Source organism: Streptococcus mitis, from assembly GCF_019929545.1.
Classification (GTDB): Bacteria; Bacillota; Bacilli; order Lactobacillales; family Streptococcaceae; genus Streptococcus; species Streptococcus mitis_BU.
The window spans coordinates 18111-36869 of record NZ_JAHZPT010000018.1 but is presented as its reverse complement, the minus strand read 5'-3'; the positions used below and the strand labels follow the sequence as shown (position 1 = coordinate 36869).

General features: G+C 38.3%; 31 protein-coding genes. 28 read left to right on the top strand and 3 right to left on the bottom strand.

All coding sequences use genetic code 11. The features are described 5' to 3' along the window. Positions 1-98: 98 nt before the first annotated feature. The 3 genes from K1I71_RS06460 to K1I71_RS06450 form a co-directional block, all read right to left on the bottom strand. Complete coding sequence (locus tag K1I71_RS06460; protein ID WP_223330531.1) at positions 99-1244, bottom strand: site-specific integrase; 1146 nt, start codon at positions 1242-1244, stop codon at positions 99-101. Positions 1245-1580: 336 nt separating this feature from the next. Beyond that, entirely contained in the window at positions 1581-2369 is a 789-nt protein-coding gene (locus K1I71_RS06455) for an HIRAN domain-containing protein (protein WP_223330530.1), read from the bottom strand. A gap of 15 nt (positions 2370-2384) precedes the next feature. Beyond that, complete coding sequence (locus K1I71_RS06450; protein ID WP_223330529.1) at positions 2385-3167, bottom strand: S24 family peptidase; 783 nt, start codon at positions 3165-3167, stop codon at positions 2385-2387. 173 nt (positions 3168-3340) lie between these two features. On the opposite strand from K1I71_RS06450, the gene K1I71_RS06445 reads away from it, so the two are divergent. The 28 genes from K1I71_RS06445 (at position 3341) to K1I71_RS06310 (ending at position 18747) form a co-directional block, all read left to right on the top strand. Further along, positions 3341-3559: a DUF739 family protein gene (locus tag K1I71_RS06445; protein WP_223330528.1), complete on the top strand. Its 219-nt coding sequence runs from the start codon at positions 3341-3343 to the stop codon at positions 3557-3559. A gap of 32 nt (positions 3560-3591) precedes the next feature. Further along, a complete protein-coding gene (locus K1I71_RS06440) occupies positions 3592-4311 on the top strand; it encodes an ORF6C domain-containing protein (protein WP_223330527.1) in 720 nt (239 codons plus the stop codon). Between the two features lie 106 nt (positions 4312-4417). After that, on the top strand, positions 4418-4708 hold the full coding sequence (locus tag K1I71_RS06435; protein WP_020903598.1) for a hypothetical protein: 291 nt from the start codon (positions 4418-4420) through the stop codon (positions 4706-4708). Positions 4709-4719: 11 nt separating this feature from the next. Next, positions 4720-5031, top strand: coding sequence for a hypothetical protein (locus K1I71_RS06430; protein ID WP_223330526.1), 312 nt, complete (start codon positions 4720-4722; stop codon positions 5029-5031). A 12-nt stretch (positions 5032-5043) separates the two neighbouring features. Next, on the top strand, positions 5044-5340 hold the full coding sequence (locus K1I71_RS06425; RefSeq protein ID WP_223330525.1) for a hypothetical protein: 297 nt from the start codon (positions 5044-5046) through the stop codon (positions 5338-5340). After that, positions 5333-6670, top strand: coding sequence for a replicative DNA helicase (dnaB, locus tag K1I71_RS06420; protein WP_223330524.1), 1338 nt, complete (start codon positions 5333-5335; stop codon positions 6668-6670). Before K1I71_RS06425 ends, dnaB begins: the two co-directional genes overlap by 8 nt. A 2-nt stretch (positions 6671-6672) precedes the next feature. Further along, complete coding sequence (locus K1I71_RS06415) at positions 6673-7437, top strand: conserved phage C-terminal domain-containing protein (RefSeq protein WP_223330523.1); 765 nt, start codon at positions 6673-6675, stop codon at positions 7435-7437. Beyond that, on the top strand, positions 7438-8259 hold the full coding sequence (locus tag K1I71_RS06410) for an ATP-binding protein (protein ID WP_223330522.1): 822 nt from the start codon (positions 7438-7440) through the stop codon (positions 8257-8259). It abuts the gene before it with no gap. Between the two features lie 11 nt (positions 8260-8270). Continuing rightward, positions 8271-9044 (top strand): class I SAM-dependent methyltransferase, encoded by a 774-nt coding sequence (locus K1I71_RS06405; protein ID WP_223330532.1) that lies wholly within the window; start codon positions 8271-8273, stop codon positions 9042-9044. After that, positions 9037-9264 (top strand): hypothetical protein, encoded by a 228-nt coding sequence (locus tag K1I71_RS06400; protein WP_033687679.1) that lies wholly within the window; start codon positions 9037-9039, stop codon positions 9262-9264. The genes K1I71_RS06405 and K1I71_RS06400 overlap by 8 nt, the downstream gene beginning before the upstream one ends. Before the next feature lie 114 nt (positions 9265-9378). Continuing rightward, positions 9379-9582, top strand: coding sequence for a hypothetical protein (locus K1I71_RS06395; RefSeq protein ID WP_223330521.1), 204 nt, complete (start codon positions 9379-9381; stop codon positions 9580-9582). After that, entirely contained in the window at positions 9560-10084 is a 525-nt protein-coding gene (locus K1I71_RS06390) for a DUF1642 domain-containing protein (protein WP_223330520.1), read from the top strand. The genes K1I71_RS06395 and K1I71_RS06390 overlap by 23 nt, the downstream gene beginning before the upstream one ends. Then, positions 10084-10419 (top strand): 6TM ABC transporter family protein, encoded by a 336-nt coding sequence (locus K1I71_RS06385; protein WP_223330519.1) that lies wholly within the window; start codon positions 10084-10086, stop codon positions 10417-10419. The genes K1I71_RS06390 and K1I71_RS06385 overlap by 1 nt, the downstream gene beginning before the upstream one ends. 12 nt (positions 10420-10431) lie before the next feature. Beyond that, a complete protein-coding gene (locus K1I71_RS06380) occupies positions 10432-10692 on the top strand; it encodes a DUF1372 family protein (protein ID WP_223330518.1) in 261 nt (86 codons plus the stop codon). A 63-nt stretch (positions 10693-10755) separates the two neighbouring features. Further along, positions 10756-11037, top strand: coding sequence for a hypothetical protein (locus K1I71_RS06375; protein ID WP_223330517.1), 282 nt, complete (start codon positions 10756-10758; stop codon positions 11035-11037). An 8-nt stretch (positions 11038-11045) separates the two neighbouring features. Next, positions 11046-11531, top strand: coding sequence for a MazG-like family protein (locus tag K1I71_RS06370; RefSeq protein ID WP_223330516.1), 486 nt, complete (start codon positions 11046-11048; stop codon positions 11529-11531). Beyond that, entirely contained in the window at positions 11528-11950 is a 423-nt protein-coding gene (locus K1I71_RS06365) for a YopX family protein (protein ID WP_223330515.1), read from the top strand. The genes K1I71_RS06370 and K1I71_RS06365 overlap by 4 nt, the downstream gene beginning before the upstream one ends. Before the next feature lie 30 nt (positions 11951-11980). Further along, a complete protein-coding gene (locus tag K1I71_RS06360) occupies positions 11981-12145 on the top strand; it encodes a hypothetical protein (protein WP_223330514.1) in 165 nt (54 codons plus the stop codon). Positions 12146-12156: 11 nt separating this feature from the next. After that, positions 12157-12510 carry a hypothetical protein gene (locus K1I71_RS06355; protein ID WP_223330513.1) on the top strand — a complete coding sequence of 118 codons (354 nt, stop codon included), beginning with the start codon at positions 12157-12159 and terminating at the stop codon, positions 12508-12510. A 16-nt stretch (positions 12511-12526) separates the two neighbouring features. Further along, positions 12527-12880, top strand: a complete 354-nt coding sequence (locus tag K1I71_RS06350; RefSeq protein ID WP_223330512.1) for a helix-turn-helix domain-containing protein — start codon at positions 12527-12529, stop codon at positions 12878-12880. Then, positions 12862-13326 (top strand): hypothetical protein, encoded by a 465-nt coding sequence (locus tag K1I71_RS06345; protein ID WP_033585811.1) that lies wholly within the window; start codon positions 12862-12864, stop codon positions 13324-13326. The genes K1I71_RS06350 and K1I71_RS06345 overlap by 19 nt, the downstream gene beginning before the upstream one ends. Before the next feature lie 115 nt (positions 13327-13441). Next, positions 13442-14008 (top strand): tyrosine-type recombinase/integrase, encoded by a 567-nt coding sequence (locus K1I71_RS06340; protein WP_223330511.1) that lies wholly within the window; start codon positions 13442-13444, stop codon positions 14006-14008. Between the two features lie 165 nt (positions 14009-14173). After that, positions 14174-14380 carry a hypothetical protein gene (locus K1I71_RS06335; protein ID WP_223330510.1) on the top strand — a complete coding sequence of 69 codons (207 nt, stop codon included), beginning with the start codon at positions 14174-14176 and terminating at the stop codon, positions 14378-14380. Next, a complete protein-coding gene (locus K1I71_RS06330) occupies positions 14377-14691 on the top strand; it encodes an HNH endonuclease (protein ID WP_223330509.1) in 315 nt (104 codons plus the stop codon). Before K1I71_RS06335 ends, K1I71_RS06330 begins: the two co-directional genes overlap by 4 nt. Continuing rightward, positions 14688-15137 (top strand): hypothetical protein, encoded by a 450-nt coding sequence (locus tag K1I71_RS06325; protein WP_223330508.1) that lies wholly within the window; start codon positions 14688-14690, stop codon positions 15135-15137. Before K1I71_RS06330 ends, K1I71_RS06325 begins: the two co-directional genes overlap by 4 nt. Beyond that, a complete protein-coding gene (locus K1I71_RS06320; RefSeq protein WP_223330507.1) occupies positions 15134-16774 on the top strand; it encodes a terminase TerL endonuclease subunit in 1641 nt (546 codons plus the stop codon). The genes K1I71_RS06325 and K1I71_RS06320 overlap by 4 nt, the downstream gene beginning before the upstream one ends. Positions 16775-16832: 58 nt before the next feature. Then, positions 16833-17984, top strand: coding sequence for a phage portal protein (locus K1I71_RS06315; protein ID WP_223330506.1), 1152 nt, complete (start codon positions 16833-16835; stop codon positions 17982-17984). Continuing rightward, positions 17965-18747 (top strand): head maturation protease, ClpP-related, encoded by a 783-nt coding sequence (locus K1I71_RS06310; protein WP_223330505.1) that lies wholly within the window; start codon positions 17965-17967, stop codon positions 18745-18747. Before K1I71_RS06315 ends, K1I71_RS06310 begins: the two co-directional genes overlap by 20 nt. The last annotated feature ends 12 nt before the right edge of the window (positions 18748-18759 follow it).

Genomic DNA, 18759 nt, shown 5'->3' with positions numbered 1-18759 from the left:
TTATGGTATAAACTGCTCACGGTTTCCTGTACCCTTGAAATCATTGGCTTTATAGTGTATATCTAAAAGTGAATACGAGATTGAATACGACTTTACTTTTAGCTTGAACGGATAAAAGTCATGAGCTGATCCACGATTTCAACACGTTGATTGTCATTGATGTGGGTATACATATCAAGAGTGGTTTGAACATTATTGTGACCTAATCTATCTGAAATGATTTTGGCTGTAACACCAGCTTCAAAGAGAAGAGAAGCGTGTGTGTGTCTGAAACCGTGAGGAGTGATTTTTTTGATATCGTTATGTTCACAAAAGAATCTTCTAAGTCTCTCTTTCACAGCTGAAGGCGAAATCCATCTTCCGAAACTATTCGTAAAGATATAATTCGAATCATGTTTATAAGGCACACCAGCCTGGAAATATTCTTTTATTTGTTGACGTTTCCAGAGTTTTAATACATTCAGAGTTTCATCATCTAAGGTGATAACCCTTTTACTCATTTTGGTTTTAGGGTCCTGAACAGTTTGTTTTTTATTAACAACGACAGCTGTCCGAGAAATGCTTAATCGTTTATTTTCAAAATCAACATCTGACCACATGAGCCCAAGAGCCTCACCACATCTCAAACCTGTAAAAGCTAGTAAGTGATAAAAGGTATATTCTACAGGCTTACAATCTACTCTGCAAACTTTAAGAAACTCAGTTAGCTCCTGTTTTGTATAGTGGTTCTCTTTGGCCTTTAAAGGCCTATTTTTAGGCTTGATAATCTTATCTAAGGGATTTGACTTAATAATGTCAATAGAAGTGGCATACTTGAAAATACGGCTGATGACAGAGTAGTAATTGGCATAGAGGATATAGCGATTACTTAACTTGATAGCAACCTTTTGACAATAAGCTACACTGATCTGCTGGATTTTCATATCTGTAAAATACAAGTCAATTAGAACATCAAGTTTTTTCTTAACGTTCTGATAGGTTGTTGGTTTTACAGTGTTTTTATAGCTATCAAGCCACAAATCAGCAACTTCAGCGAAAGTAGGATTCTGGAAATCTTTATTGTTTGAAAAACCGTTCTCTTCAACGTCTAAGAGAAGGTCACGTTCGGCTGCTTTAGCTTCTTTTATAGTTTTAAAACCACGTCTTGTTGTGCGTTTTTCTTTTCCAGTGGCGGGGTCTATGCCCAGATATGTTTGAAAGAGATATCTAGTCTCTCCTTTTTTTGTAATGTATTTTTTTATCATAAAAAAGTCCTTTCTTTTCGATTGCTTGCCCGCATAGTTGAAAAGGTGTAGAACTTATGATAGACTATATGTGTATTTTTTATCATCCTTTCCATTGCTTGCTTGATGGAAAGTTGCATCCTCACACTCAACGTTTAGCGATGGCGAGTGTGGGGATTTTTTTGTTTGTGTAATCAAAAAAAGCTGCACAATTATTGTACAGCTGTTACCGAGGCAGGAGCTACCTGCCGTATTTTGCACTAGATGAGTTCATCTAGGTAATCCAACTGTATTTTATCAAAATTTCTATTTAGTTGTCAAATAAGATAGCGTGCTTTGATTTTATCGCTTGAAATTTTAAGGGGATTTTTTTAAGACTTTCAATTTAATTCGTATCTTGAATGAATCTTTAACTGTACGAAGTCTACCACTATCTGGATTGATATCTTTGTAATCACCGCCATAAATTTCAGCATTTTTAATAACTTCATTATTTGAATCGGTTGTTAATCTTAATACTTTTCTATTTTTTGACTTGGTGACATAGCCTAAGTGATAACCACGAACCACAATTTTAACAGCGTTAGGGTCGAATTCATTATCAAATTCAGGGATAAACTCTACATCTGGAATTTCAAAAGGCAAGTATTTATAAAATCTTCCTCCAAAAATCAATTCCTCTTTAATTTCTTTCGAGGTATATCCTAAATAAGGGGTATCATCTGATTCTCTTATGAGTTCTTGACATAAATCTGAGAAAGCTTCTTGGCGATAAGATATTCCTTTCACTTTCAGAACAACATCATAAATAGTTCTTTCATCAATCTCTTCTTGTTTTAATCTATTTTCTACTCGAATAGCAAATAGTTTATTCAGTTCTTCAATTTCATCTTCTAGATGATCGGTAATAGATTGTCTGGGATAGATGGCAATCAAAAAGAGCAAGAATAAGACACAAACCACAAAGGAGAAGATTGTTAATAATAAGTTCCCAATGAGATTGATTAAAAAGATAGAAATAGCCGTCAGAAGTACTAGAGAGATTATCAAAGTCCGTTGATTTTCCAACTTACTAATTGTTTTTTTGTGTTGATCTATTTGTGCTTTGATTTCCTCTTCGGTAAGATTAGTAGAGAAATATAACATGTGATTACCTTGACTTTAATTTTCTATTGGCATGAAGTTTCCGACTATTTTTCCAATAATCCTTGGACCTTCGTCATATGGTGCGAATTTATCTTTATACTTGCTATTGATAGAGACGAGTCTAAGACCGTCTTTTTCTTTATAGACTTTTTTAATATAAGTTTGACCATCCCAGTCAACTGCATAAACAGCACCATCGTAGTCAAATCCTGTTTCTTTGATGAGAACGACCTCTCCGTTCATATACTTAGGTTCCATGGAGTCTCCAAAAACCCAAGAGGCGAAATCGTGGTCTAGGTCTTTGTCATAAAAAACAGTATCATAGTTCCCGTCGTTGAAGTATGAGAATCCAGTACCAGCTGAAAGTTTTTCATACACTTTAAATTCAAACAAATTTTCCTCTAAGGAAATAACTTTGTTAGACTGCTCACGCAATTGGTTTTCTGTAAAATCCAAAACCTTTTGTTTTCTAGGAGCAGTAAGCTTTACAGCTTTTTCAGTTATCTTTTGAACAAGAGGGGAAGTAGGAATCTTAAGTTCTTGGACAGGAGTATCGTCTGACATAGGAACATTATATCCCATTAACCAAGCTTCGGAGACCCCCAATGTTTTAGATAATAAAACAAGTTTGTCTTGATCAGGAGAAGATTTTCCTGAAACATATTGTGACAAAGCACTCTTACCCATTTTGATACCAAGTTCCTTTTGAAGTGGTAAAGAACTATTCAAAATATCTACTTGTCTAAGATTTCTTTCAGACAGAATTTGTTTTAGTCGTAAAGATGTTGTAGTTTTCATATTTAACACTCCGTTCTCAATAGTAATTATATATCTATTTGAACAAAAGTTCAAGCTAAAAAGTAAAAAGTTCAAAAAAAATGAACTTAAGTATTGACAAGGCAAAAAATAAGGAGTAGAATTATAATCACAAAAGTTCAAGCGACTTGAACAAAAGATGGAAAGGAGAATAAATGAAATTTGATTATTCAAAATTGAATGGAAGAATTACTGAAATTTTTAATAGCCGGAAAAAATTCGCTAAAGCTATGAAACTTTCAGAACGAAGTATTTCACTTAAATTAAATAATCAGCGTTATTGGAAAAACAACGAAATTACAACAGCTTGTAATCTGTTACTTATTCCAGATAACCAAATAGGAGATTATTTTTTTAAACTTGAAGTTCAATAAACTTGAACAAAATATAACTAGAAAGGAACACCATGAACGAAATTTTTAATTTTCATGGACAGGAAGTCCGTACTTTGACAATTGATGACGAGCCTTGGTTTGTCGGTAAGGATGTAGCGGATATCCTAGGATATAGCAAGGCTAGAAATGCGATTGCTCTTCACGTTGATGAAGAGGACGCCCTAAAACAGGGCATCCCTACTAGTGGTGGAACACAGGATATGTTGATCATCAATGAATCTGGGCTCTACTCTCTTATCTTTTCCAGTAAATTACCTCAAGCGAAAGAGTTTAAACGCTGGGTGACATCAGAGGTCTTGCCAGCTATTCGCAAGCAGGGCGGATTTATCCGCGAGGACTTGGACGAGGATGCCTTCATCGCTCTGTTTACTGGCCAGAAGAAATTGCGTGAACAGCAGGCGAACATGCTGGAAGATATCGACTACCTCAAGAGCGAGCAACCGATTCATCCAAGCTATGCTCAGTCGCTCCTGAAGAAGCGTAAGGCTAGGGTTGTGGCTTGCCTGGGTGGTATTGATAGTCCAGCTTATGCGGATAAGACTTTCGCTCAATCAGTATTTAGACAAGCTGAGATTGATTTCAAGGACCACTTCAACATCAGTCGCTATGATTTGCTACCTAAAAAGTTTGCAGAAGCCGCATTGGCCTATTGGATGACTTGGGAGCCAAGTACCAATACTAAGATGAAAATCATGGATTTGAATGCTTTTAACATAGCTCAGAGAGGATGAAAATTAGAACACAAAAAGCACCTGACAGCAATCAGGCGCATACTTAAATAACTAAAACCATTATATCACAAAAATGCTTGCCCGCATAGTTGAGAGGATGTAGAAAATGGAAGGAATAACGTTACAATTACGATTGGACGGCGAAAGTGCTGAATTGTTCACAAACCAATTACTGGCCTTTGCTGAAAAGCAGGTCAAGGAGCAGTTAGAGAATGATCGCATGCCAATCAATCAACAGGCTTTGATGAAGAAGTTCGGCTTCACTCATGGCTATATCAAAAAGTTAGAACGCAAAGGATTAAGATTTCGTAAGCAAGGGAAAGATATTATGTACGATGTCAATGATGTTTATGAGATTTTGGAATTAGAGAAAGAAGTACGAAAATTAAGAGCGTAAAGGAGATAAAAATGTTTGAACCACCGATTTTAGACCAGTTGATGGGAGTAGGAGGCTTGCTTCTTGGTTTTGTGGCAGTTTATCGTCACATCAAAATGCAAGAACAACGAGAGGAAGAAGAGAGACAGAAAGAGCAAGAATTTGCGTCTATGATTATCCAAGGGTATAACCATGCATACGAACGTGGTAGAGAGGCAGAACGACAAGAAATTCGCAAGAATATTCGCAGAGAGTTCAAAGGATTCACCTATGACAACGAACCGCCTCAAGGATTGCGTCCTGAGCCGTTAGCTTTGCCAGAACCTATGCACATCTTGAAGTGAGGAGGTCAGGAAATGGAAGAATTGATCGAATGGCTGGATTGTGAAATCAAACTAAACAACCATACCATCGCATCTAACCAAGAAAGATTAGACTTCAAGCTCCTTGCTGAGGAGGAAAACAAGACGATTCAACTCATCAAAGAATACCTAACGGACTATGAAAAACTAGCTAAGGACTATCGTGATGTTGTCTCTGAAAATAAGCTGTTAAAGGTCGAGAAGATGGCGCTAGAGGGTAGGCATATCTATGAGGATATGCGGATGAAATATCGTGCGAACCGTAGGAAGTGGGGGGCTCGGTATGTCTGAAGATTTTAGAATACTACCTCATGACCTAGCTGCTGAACAATCTGTTCTGGGAGCGGTATTTATCGCACCTGACACAATCATTTCCCTGGCAGATGAATTGGCCCCTAATGATTTTTATAAACCAGCTAATAAGATTGTATTTAAGACCATGTTGTCATTGCTTGAAAAAGGTGAGCCAATCGATGCTACGACAATGGTTTCTGCTCTTACCAATCAAGGGCAGATTAAAGAAATTGGTGGCTTAAACTATGTTGTCGAGTTAGTGAACTCCACACCAACTTCCAAAAACGTGGAGCACTACGCTAAGCTTGTAAAAGAAAAGGCTACGCTCCGAAAGGTAATCGCTGATTTGTCGGACTCACTTTCTAGTGCATATCAAGGCGATGTATCAATCAGTGACATCATCTCAAAGACTGAAAAGTCATTGCTTGACATCAGCAATCAGAATACAGGTACAGGATTTCGTAATGTGGCCGATATCCTTGATACTCATATGCAGATGGTGGAGACTCGCTCGCAGACAGATGGATTCGTGACTGGTCTGTCTACTGGATTTGTCGGATTAGATAAGATAACAACAGGCCTTCACGAAGGAAATCTTATCATTCTTGCTGCTCGTCCTGCTATGGGTAAGACGGCGCTAGCTTTGAACATTGCAAAGCATGTGGCTGTACAGGAACATAAACCTGCTGTTATCTTTTCGCTCGAAATGGGAGCAGAAGAATTGATTGAGCGCATAGTGGCATCTGAGGGGATGGTTCCAGGTTATCATCTGAAGACTGGGAATCTTAGTACTGATGAGTGGAAAAGGTTTGTACAGGCGCAAAGCAATATCTATGATACGCCTATTTTTGTGGATGATACTGCTGGTATTCGGATTTCAGAGATACGGTCAAAGGCTCGAAAACTCGCCCAAGAAATGGGCGGTCTGGGTGTCATTATCATTGACTACTTGCAGTTGATAACTGGGGCAAAGGGCGAGAATCGTCAACAGATCGTTTCAGAGATTTCAAGGGAATTGAAGATATTTGCTAAAGATTTGAAAGTACCTGTCATTGCCTTATCGCAGTTGAGTCGGTCGGTTGAGCAGAGACAGGACAAGCGACCAATGCTATCAGATTTGCGAGAATCTGGTTCGATTGAGCAAGATGCAGATATTGTAGCTTTCTTGTATCGTGAGGCCTATTATCAAAAGGAACAAGCAGACAGTCAAGAAGCGAATAACGTGACCGAGCTGATCCTGGAAAAGAATCGGCACGGCAGTTTAGGGACGGTGAAGTTGTATTTTCACAAAGAATACACAAAATTTTCAAGTGTAGAGGAGGTATAACCATGATTAAAAAAAGTGAAGTCACTGGTTTCTTATCGTTTTTCAAATTTCCAAAGCCATTTATCTATGATGAGAAATATAAGACATTGAGCAATAACGCTAAAATGCTCTATATGCTTCTGTTTGATAGGTTAGAACTATCTTTAAAAAATGGCTGGCATGATAAGGAAGGGAACGTCTTCCAGTATTACACAAATGAACAGTTGATGATTGACTTAAATTGCAATAGCAACAAGACGATTATTAAAATCAAAAAGGAATTGAAAGATGCTGGTCTAATGACAGAAGTCAGACAAGGGATGAACTTACCAAACCGCATTTATCTTGATGCTCTTAACGGAAGTGTAGAAAGTACATTTCAGGAAGTGCAAAAAGTACACATTGGAAGTGTAGAAAATACACTTTCGGAAGTGCAAAAAGTACACACAATCAAGACTGAGAATACTAAGACTGAGAATAACAATAATAAATTGTTGATTTGTAAAGAAGTTATTTCTTATCTCAATTTGAAAGCTAAGAAAAATTTTAAGATTGGTACTGTTAGTCATCAAAAATTTATCATGGCAAGGCTAAAAGAGGGCTATGTTCTTGAAGATTTTAAAAAGGTTGTGGACATCATGGTCGCTAAGTGGAAAGGTACAGAGTATGAGCAGTATCTTCAACCACAAACGCTCTTCGGAAATAAGATGGATAATTATCTAAATCAACCGATGCCAAAACGTTCTACAATTTTAACCAGTACGGTTGACGAAAGGCTAGGATTTTAGATGAAACAGTTTAAACAATTTAGAACTAGAACAGTTCTTGATGATATCTGTGAAATCCATGGATGCCATCTTTGGTCTGTTAAGATTCCTATCAAGGGCAAGGTTGAGGAAATCAGTCAATGTCCTGAGTGCGAGAAAGAGAACATCCGACGTTTTGAAAAGCAACTAAATATGGAATCCGAGGTCAAAAGTAAACTATCGGATACTTACGAGGTCTTTGCTCGTGACAGTATCGTTTCAAGCAAGCTGGCTAGCAAGTCGCTACATGACTATGAAATTCGAGTTGACATCGATGAAAATGCTATTAATTTTGTGAAGCGGTTGGAACGTGAATATGGCAAAGGTACGGTTGGAAATGCCATCATTACTGGTCCGTCTGGTGTTGGTAAGAGTCATCTGACTTATGGCTTTGCTAGATTTCTCAATGAGCAGTTCAAGTCTTATGATGAGCCGAAAAGTGTGCTCTTTGTGTCGGTCGTGACCTTGTTCGACAAGATTCGAGAAAGCTTTGAGTTTGACAATGGATTTTCAGAAGTGAAGATGGTCAAGCTATTGTCTGAGGTTGATTTCCTTTTCTTGGACGACCTCGGGAAAGAGAGTCGCAAGGCTGATACGAAGCGGAACGAGTGGGCGCATCAGATATTGTTCAAGATCCTGGATAATCGGACCAATACGATTATCAACACGAATTTGAGTAGCGAAGAGATTAAAGAACTTTACTCGGACGATTTCGGGAATGGTGCTTTATCAAGTAGAATTTTCGAGGGAGCAACTGGGAAGTGCTTTGTGTACCCGTCTGGGATGAAGGATAGGAGGTATTGATTATCAAAAAAATGGCAGTCTGGGCACTTTTTGATAGTGGGAATGGTTCTTACTTCAAGGGTGCTAACTCTCTGAATAGTTCGGGGGGGGCGAATATTGAAATCTATTCAATCGGAATGGATATAGAAAACAAGAACAATCATTTTACAAATCTGGACCTTGCTGATTACAAACATTTATTTGGAGATAACACGCTCTTTGACGTGTTAGACAAATTACCAAAACCTGATCTTATAATAGCTAGTCCACCATGCGAAAGTTGGTCAAATGCTTCTGCAATGGAAAATGGTAATGCGTGTTGGAAACGCAATGATGTCTCTGATAGCTTGTTTGCTCCACAAGTAAGACCTTCACCGTTCACGATCAGGGCAAATAAGGATTACGAGTCAGCCTATATAAATTATCAGTACGACAGGCAATTTTTAAAAAGGGTCAATGGCGAGCTAACAGCTTTCAACACAATAGAAATCATAAAAAGATATAGACCACAATTTTGGGTTATTGAGAATCCAGCAGCTGACAGACTGTGGCCCTACATTGAGGATATTATTGGATTCAGAATTCCATACAAAAACCTAGCTAGATACAATAATTATGATTATCCTTTACAAAAACGGACGGTTTTTGGAAGCAATATTGAACTTAATCTTAAGAATAAAATTATCAAGCAGGACATAGAGTGGAAGAACTTCTCAAAATCATACAACGAGAGATCTAATATACCTGAAAAATTGGTGTCAGAAATTTTCGAAAAAATCTACAAGGAGTTTTGCAAAGATGATTGAGCTCTACTTCGTCTACAACGGACACTGCAAGTTTTTTCTTGGAAGTTTTAACAATGTGGATGAACTTATCGAGCAGATGAAAGAGCATCAGTGGGCTTTCTCTGGTATTACTAGACCAAGATTTAAAAAATATATCGGAAAAGACGATGTACGTTTTGATTATGGCGCTGTAGATTGCTATTACTTAGCAACAAAATCAACGTGCCGCGAACCACGTTAAAAGCGAGCTAGAATATGCGTCAGACTTGGACGAATGACGTATAAAGAATTTGCTAGCTCTTGTGTCTTTGAGCCATGAGGGGCAAGAGCTGGATTTTTATAAACAGGATAAAACATGGAATATAGCAAACAAACAGTCATCGAAGGACTGAAGCGCACGATTGAGCAGACGGAGGCACGGATAGTAGAACTATCTGAGCCGTGTGTTAAATCGCTTGCTTTTAGCAGGTCTGAGGAACGTGACTTGCTTAAAAAGAAAGTGAAAAACTGGAAGAAGAGAATAAAGGAGTTGGAAAATGAAAGTACAGCAGTTAATTGATAAGTATGGAGAAAAATTTAAATTAATTAGTAAGGATTATCCGTACGATAGAGCTTTAAGTGAGTTGTGGTATGACATCAAAAACCTAGACGAACCGCGAAAAGTCAAAGTTAAGAAGTTTGTGGCGGATTGGTATGAGGAACACAAAGACGAATTTGAGTACAATGTGTGGGATTGGTTATCTTCAAAAAGCGAGTCGGGAAAGATTGATAGTAAGTTCGCTTTTTGGTTAAACGACGTAGATAATACACCTATTCAAACCCTTGTCAACATGCACCAATTCGGCTACGAGGTTGATGAAGAAAAGAGGTATTTGGTTAAGATGAAAGGGATGTCCGAAGAGAATACGTATTTGACATTTAGATTTGGCCATACGTGGATGCTAAGCAATTTCGAAGAGTGCGAAGAATTTCGCTTGCACCACACCCGCAAAGAACTAGAAGACGCAGGCTTCAGCTGGGTATTCGATTGCCCAGGTGTGGAAGTTCAAGAGGTGGAGTGATGGAAAATTTAATGTTTTGGGGAATGTTTATTGCTTGTTTGCTGATTTCGGCTATGACATTTTATATTTTAAGTTTACAAAGAATGGTCAATAATGACTTGAGAAGAAAATATAATGATTTAGAAAGGGAACTCAGTTATACATTTGGATGGGAAACGTATGATTGGGGCAACAATTTCAGCGAGTACGCTCGCAAAGTTGATTCACTTGATAAATTCAGAATGAATATTGAACGGCTTGAAATTATCAAGAGAGCATTAGATGCTCAAAAACTAGAAGAATTACAAAAACGTAAAGAATTGGTTGAACGTGAAATTAAAAAGCTTGAAAATTAAGGAGGTCACGGATTGAAAAGATTTATCGCAATCTGGATATTATTATCTGCTGGATTGAATATTTGGCAGAGCATCCACATTAAAAAACTAGAAGAAAAGCGCCCAATTATCGTCTATAGAGCTGATAACCATGGCGCTGAGATATTCGGTAAAGTCGTTGAGAAAGGACGGCACGGGAAGCTATATACGCTTACGATTCGTGATTACGGGGTGTTCGTGGTTACGAAGAACGTGTATGACAAGGTTAAGGTAGGAGATGAGGTGTTGTTGTGAAATTCTTGGATTTATTCGCAGGAACTAGTAGCTTTCAAGCTTAAAAGGAAACGGAGGAGAATGATGGTTAAAAATATTTTAATGGATTTAGCATTTGAGAATTTTCACAAATGTATGGGAATTACTGATTGGAAAGAATCTGATGAAGTAATTCTTGTTAGCTCTGCTAACAAAGAAGAAATTGAGTCAGATGAAAGTTATCGTTCAGCAGAAAAATGTAATTATCTTGGCAAACGAATCTGTATCTTTTGCACACAGGTAAAGAAAAATAATTACATTACGCTACATAGATCTATGCTAGAAAAAATTATTAAGACAATGGAATCATCTACAGATATTGAATAGGAGTTATCATGAACACACTAGAAAATGTAAAACAATGGTTTATTGACCGTGATTTAGAAAACGGTGGACGGCTGGATAAGCAGTCTTTGAAACTTAGCGAGGAGTTCGGTGAACTATGCGCCGGCTATCTCAAGAAGAATGAGCAACTGACCAAGGACAGTATCGGAGATTGCGCAGTCGTGGTTGTTGGTCTGGCCTTGCTGATTAAGGTAGACGTGCAGGAGATTTTTAAAACATCAGGATATGATAGAGATGTAATGACATGTTTTGGTTTTTTAAATCAAAATATAAGCGAATTTCAGTTATGTCAAGATTTTGGTGACGATGGCATTCTTGAATTATATCTGTCACGTACAATCTACTGGTTAAAATCAATCAGTAAATCACTTGGTTATAACTTCGATGAATGTTTTGAACTGGCTTATAACGAAATCAAAGACCGCAAGGGTCGTTGGATTGACGGTACGTTTGTCAAAGAGGAGGATTTGGTATGATACCGAAGTTTAGAGGGCGTTCCGTTGAAGCTTTTAGCGAAGAAGAGTGGAAGTATGGGTACTTGATTGAAGATGAAGGGTATTCATTTATTATCAATCAAGTTATTGAAGCTAACGAACAGTATATTACTATTGGTTCTTGGTGTCCAGTAAATCCTGACACACTAGGCCAATCAACAGGACTCAGAGATTATTTTGGCAAAGAACTTTTTGAAGGAGATGTTATCGAGTGGAGTTATTGGGATGAATTTGAAGATAGTGGTACAGCAAAGATTATCTTTGATAAAGGTATGTTTAAGTTGTTAGATGTATGTACAGAAAAAAGCGTCTGGGATAATCTATTCGACTGTATTGAAAACTGTAGTGTATTCCTTCAAGGTAACATCTACGAAAACCCAGAACTTTTGGAGGATAAATAATTGATAACATACTTATTGAGGAGATGGAACATGAGAATTAAAACATCAAATGACTCTATCATCAACGTTGATAGCGCGAAGCGCAGTGTCACAATTGAAGGAGTTGAGTTTGGTTCAGATTGTAGTGCTTTGGTATCTAAGAACAAAGACGGGACAGGAACGATCACTCTGATATTTGAAGGGAAAATTATTTGAAAGGACAGGCAATGAAACCTAAAAAACATCCATATTCAGGCTCTCGAAAGACAGACAACAAACAAGATAGAGTCAAATTCGCTGAGGTTTTAAATTACGAACCAATTAATGTGTCAATTGTTGTTAGAGAAGGGGAAAACAGTGAGATATTAGCAAAATGTGTAATTCGTGCTTATGGCGAAGCATTATCGTTTATAGCAACATTGCCAGTAAAAGGAACTAGGTTTTCGAAACAAAATCAAGCGTTGTTTAAAATCAGGCTTTATCAAAGAATTGAAAAAATGGGGAGCGAGAAGCTTTTAGAAAGCAATCGTTTTATTTGGTCGAACATGTGTCTGGAAGAATTTAACAAAATAGTTCTTTAGGAAGGAGGTTCATAGCATGCAGCTAAGATTGAAAGAACTTAGAGAGGACCTGTGTCTCTCTGTCAAAGATATGGCTAGGGATACGGGTGTTTCACAAAATACAATCCATTTGTATGAGCGAGGTGGATATCCGTCCATTAAGCAAATTGAAATGATTGCTAAAACCTATGATGTAAACCCTGCGTGGCTTGTTGGGTGGATAGATGATGAAATGATGCCTGGAGTCCAGGTCGTTGAAAAAGTGGTCTATAAAGAGGGCCCAACGGCACGCTTGCCAGATTATTTTAACAACAATAACGATGGTAAGATTATCAAATGGGTTAAATCCAAAAGATACATGGGAGGTAAGGTTTGGTCAAAAAGAACTTAACAAAAGCACGAAGGGATTATCTTGAGTTTGAACTCGATGATAAATATTTAAAGATTGACAAACTTATCGGCCAACGAAGGCATGAGCTAGAACGTTTGTACGAAGTTAAGCATCTTACTGTTCCTGGTATTGATGATACTGGAGCAAGTGGTAGCGGGACATTCGTCAACAGGTCGGAGAATCTAGCGGTTGCTTATGCAAGCGATCCTATGATTTTAAGACTAGAAAATCTCCAAAACGCTATTTCCCAATTACTAGAAAATCTAGAACCAGATGATAAAAAAATCTTTTATCTTCGTTGGGGAGAACATACTGGATACGACTGGATTCAAGTTTGGCATATCATGGAGAACGGAGAAACTGGCTACTTGTATAGACATAGCAAGCAGATTTACAGAAGGCGTGAAGTGATTCTCGATACACTTTCAAATTTGCTCTTTATGTAAAGTTGTCAAAAAAACATATAGAATTGACAAAAACAATGTGGTAAATTAGTATCATGAAGAATAGCAGAGAGGAAACCTCTGCTTTTTTTGTGCATTAAAAAGGAGGTGAGGATATGTGGTAGTTGTTGAACCAATCAGAAATAGAGATGATGTTCAGCTTATGATTGAATGGCTGACGCTGCATAGTGCGGTCAAAGCGTCGGATAGGCAACGTAACCTCATGCTCTTCCTTTCTGGTGTTAATTTGGGATTTCGTATTGGTGATATCGTTAAACTGAAAGTAAAGCACGTTAAAGGTTGGCATGTCCAGATCGTCGATGAAAAGACAGACAAGCCGACCAAACGAAAGATGCCAAAGAAATTCAAGAATGCTATGCGACAGTACATCAAAGATAAGAAAGATGAAGACTTTCTCTTTCCGAGCCGAAACGGAAAGCACCAACACATAAAACCAAACACAGCTTATAAGATTATCAAAAGAGCTGCTGAAGAAGTTGGTCTGGAAAACATAGCTACTCACTCGATGAGAAAGACCTTTGGTTTATTTATGTACGAGCAAACAAAGGATGTCGCTCTGATAATGGACCTACTGAACCACTCAAGCCAGAGTATTTCACTACGATATATCGGTAAAAATCAAGATTCACAAGACAGAGCCATGACGAAGTTTCAAGGCTTTTAATTTTTTTATTTTACAATCAATTCATTGTTTTGAGGTTATGATGATTTCATTTCAAGCATGCAAGATAAACGCTTGATAAGTCTGAGTTAAAACTCATGTAGCGAATTCATTAGAATATGTAAAACAAGGAATTGAGAGAGTTAAAACAAAGGAGTTTACATAGTTATGAAAGGTATTATTAAAAGACTTTTTAATAAAAGAACTACTAAACAAAAACCATTAGGAAAAATTGTGGTTGGAGTCAAAATTGAAAATAACTCAGAATTAAAAGAGTTAACTAAAGAATGTTGTGAAGCAATCGCACACTTGAACAATTGCATTGACAAGCTAAACAAATTCGAGCTCAAAGCATCAACATCAATAATCAAATGATTGAAGTTTCAACTAGAGCAGACCGAACAGAGTTTTATAATTCCGGTGAATGGAGAGAACTTCGCAAACTTGCACTCGAACGTGATCATAACGAATGTGTTTGGTGCAAAGACGAAGGCAAGGTCACGAGAGAAAACTTAGAGGTTGACCACATCAAGGAGCTAGAGTTCTATCCAGAGTTCGCTCTTGACTTAGATAATCTACGAACTCTATGCAAAGAATGTCATAACAAACGTCACGGCCGCTTTCAATTCCGAAAATCAAAAAAATTGATTGAGAAAAATTTCAGAACAGATGAATTTTGGGGATGACAACACCCCCCCGGTCAAAAAAATCCAGTGTTTTAAAGGTTTTGGGAACCGGTGGGAGGGGTCAACTGTCCAAATTTTTAACAAAAAATAAAAGGGGGTGGGGGGTAATGGAAGAATACTCGGAAAAAAATATAAAAGAATTAGAAAATCAGCTACTTTCTAAAATCGGCTATTTTAGTCCTAGAAAAAAGGATGCGGTTCAGTATGAAAAAGTCAATCGCTATATCTATCTTGTCAAACTTCTCTATGAGCTGAAAGCTAAACTTCATGAAGACGGATTGGTCATCACTGTTCATAATGGGCAGCAAAGATTCCAAAAAGCGAATTCTCTCATCAAGGAAATCAACACAACAAGCAATCAGCTTTTGGCTATTGAGCGATCGTTTGATTTTGAGGTGGAAAACTCGCCTGTTGAGAAACCGATGTCTGGAAGTGATCTGTTATGATTTCTCATCCGCTGGTTGATGACTACATCAAAATGGCCGAGAGTGGAGAAATTGTCGTCAACAAGGAAAGAAAGTTGTTGTTTAAAATCATCAAGGAGAAAATCTATCCTCGTGATGATCTATATTTTGATAATGACTTAATTGACAAGTTCATTCGTTTTGCGGAAAAGAATTTTTTCCCTTTGGCGAAGTACCAGCTTTTCTTAATTCCGTTTATTTTTCTTTTTAGGAAAGAGGACGGGGAGCCACACTTTGATGAGTATCTATACACTCTTTCTCGTGGAGGTGGTAAGAATGGTTTCATGTCTGCTAGATCCTCGTTCTTTATCAGTCCCATCTACCCTATCAGAGATTATGACGTGACTATCACTGCTAACTCTGAGAAACAAGGTAAGGTTTCGTTTGAGGAGGTCTATGAGACTATTCAAAGGCGAGGTCTTGAGGACCATTTCTATCTAACTAAAATGTCTATTACAGGTCGAGCGAACAACTCGGTCTTTTCTTTTCGGACGAATAATCCGAAAACGATGGACTCTGCTCGTGATGGTTGTCTTGAGTTTGACGAGATTCACCAGTTTGAAGATGATAAGGCTGTTAAGGTTCAAAGGTCTGGTCTTGGTAAAATCGCTCATGCTCGGACTTTCTATAACGGGACGAATGGGTATGTGCGTGAGGGATTTTATGACAAACTGATAGAGAAGTCTATGCAAATCTTGAATGGAGAGGTTGATGATTTCAGGCTCTTTCCTTTCATCTGCAAGCTAGACAATGCGGATGAGGTGGATGACATGAAGAACTGGCCGAAAGCTAATCCGATGTTGGATGAAAGCACTCCTTACGCTAAAAGGTTGCTTGCAAGAACCAAGGCTGATTATGATGATCTTGAGTTGGAACCGTCTGGCCGTCAGGAGTTCATGACAAAACGGATGAATCTTCCTGAAGCTGACCTTGAGAAAGATGTCACCTCTCGGGATAAGTTACTAGCTTGTCTACGGTCTCCTGGTATCGACTTAAAGGGGCGCTCATGTGTTGCAGGTTTTGACTATGCTAGTATTCGAGACTTTGCGAGTGTGGGATTGCTATTTAAGAATGGGGATGAATTTATCTGGAATCAACATTCATTTGCTCGCAAAGCGTTTTTGAAAGCTTTCAAACTAAAAGCCCCTATTGAAGAATGGGCAGACAAAGGCTTGTTTACAATCGTTGATGGTCCGAGTATTGATCCTAGACTTTTGATAGCCAAGCTGGAAGAATGGAGAAATTTTTATCAGATTGAGCTTGTATGTGCCGATGGTTTTAGAATGGACTTGTTGAAACCTCTTTTGGAAGAGGCTGGTTTTGAATATGAGTTCTTGAGAAATCCTGGGGCAATCCAGTCTAAGGTTGCACCAATCATCGAAGATGGATTTGCGAATGAGCGGTTTATCTTTGAAAATGACAACTCTATGATCTGGTATACAGATAATACCTACGTCAAAGAGGACAGGGATGGCAATAAGCGTTTCTTGAAGAAAGAGCCTGTCAGAAGAAAGACAGATGGGTTCCATGCTTTGATAGCTGCTCTGTACAAGAGGGAGCTGGTGCAAGAGTCGAATGTTGGGGAGTTCCTTGATATGCTCGATAGCTGGGATTTTTAATTTAAGCATAAATTTTGGGCGGGTGGTCGGCAGAAACTAAAAGAAAGGAGGAAGTGCATTGGGGTTATTGAATTTATTTAAGCGTGAAGTACCAGAGGTTGGCTTTGAGTTCGAGGATCTTGAGCGGATGTTTGGAAATCTCCAACTTAAAAGCTTAGCGATTGATAAGTCAGCTGAGTTCATCGCTCGAATTTTCGCTAAGTCAGCATTTAAGTATCAAGAAAATGGCAAGGCTAAGTCTTCTGATTGGGATTACTTGCTGAATGTAAGGCCAAACAAAAATGAATCTGCGTCAGACTTTTGGCAAAAGGTCGTCTATAGGTTGATCACTAAGAATGAGGTCCTAATCTTTCTTACAACTGATGACCAGTTGCTTGTTGCTGACTCTTATACACGGACTAAATATGCTGTTTATGATGATGTGTTTGAGTTTGTAACTTGTAGAGGATTCACCTTTGAGAAGCGTTTTCGGATGAGTGAAGTGATTTTCTTACAGTACAACAATAATCGACTGCAAGATTATATTTCTGACTTATTTGCTGATTACGAGAAGTTGCACACTCGTTTGGTCGAGGCCTTGGCTAGGAATAATCAAATCAGAGGAACTCTGAAAACCAAAAACAATGGGAGTTTTGATAAGCAGATGCGTGATAAACTCCAATCATATGCTGATGGTCTTTTTAAATCATTTAGCACTAAGACGATTGCCATTGTCCCAGCTCAAGATGGAATGGAATATTCTGAGCATACGAATACAACAGGGACTTCAAATATTTCTGTTGATGAGTTGAAGAAACTTCGTCGGCAATTTGATGATGAGGTCGCTGACGTCTTAGGGATTCCAACTGCTTTAATCCATGGCGATATGGCCAATCTGGAAAATAGCCAAAAAATGTTTAATAGTTATTGCTATCAATCACTTGTTAAGAAAATGAGTGATGGGCTTAATTTCGCCTTAGTGTCAAGATGGAAATACGAGCACAATAATTTATTTGTAATTATTGGCGAAGGTCAGAGAGACAAGTTTGCATTTGCTGAAAACATTGATAAGCTTATTTCTTCTGGGGCGATGACTCGAAACGAGGTGCGCTCTGAACTTGGCTTAGAATCTGTCCCTGGTGGCGATAAATTCCTCATCACCAAAAACTATCAACTTGGTGAACAGTTAGAGAAAGGAGGTGAGAAAGAAGATGAAAGTAATTCAGATTAAGGGTACGATTATTTCTAACGATGATCGCTGGATTTATGACTGGTTTGAGTTGGAAGCTACTGCTCCAAAAGATATCGTTCTTCCTGAAAGCGGTGAACCGATTGAGGTTCATATCAATTCAGGGGGTGGAGATGTTTATGCTGGTAGTGAAATCTATACTGCTCTACGCTCATATCCAGGTGATGTGACCGTGAAAATTGTCGGTATTGCAGCAAGCGCAGCAAGTGTGATTGCAATGGCAGGAGATACGGTTGAAATCAGTCCGACTGCCCAAATCATGATCCATAACGTTTCAACGCAAGTGAACGGAGACCACAATGTCCTGCTTCATGAGGCTGGTGTGCTAGAAGGTTTTAACAAATCTATTGCTAGTGCCTATGTTCATAAGACCGGCAAGGCTCTTGATGACTTGCTTGGATTGATGAACAAGACTACTTGGTTTGATGCTGAATCAGCTTTGAATCACGGATTTGTAGACAAGATTATGTTTACAAACGAAGTCGCTCCGACTTTAGTTGCGAGTGAGACTCCTATGATCCCAAGTGACTTTATCGAGAAAATGAGGTCAGCAATGACACCGGATATTGATAAAATCGCTGAACTGGTAGCTGAAAAGCTAAAAGCTAAACTGCCAGATATACAAATCGACAAAGAGGCTTTCGAAAATAGTGAATTTCTACAGAAGAGATTCAATCTTTCAGAAAGTCCAGAAAATAACACAGACAAGGCTGTTCCTAAAGGGTTCGGTCTTTTTATGTTTTAAGAAAGGAAAAAC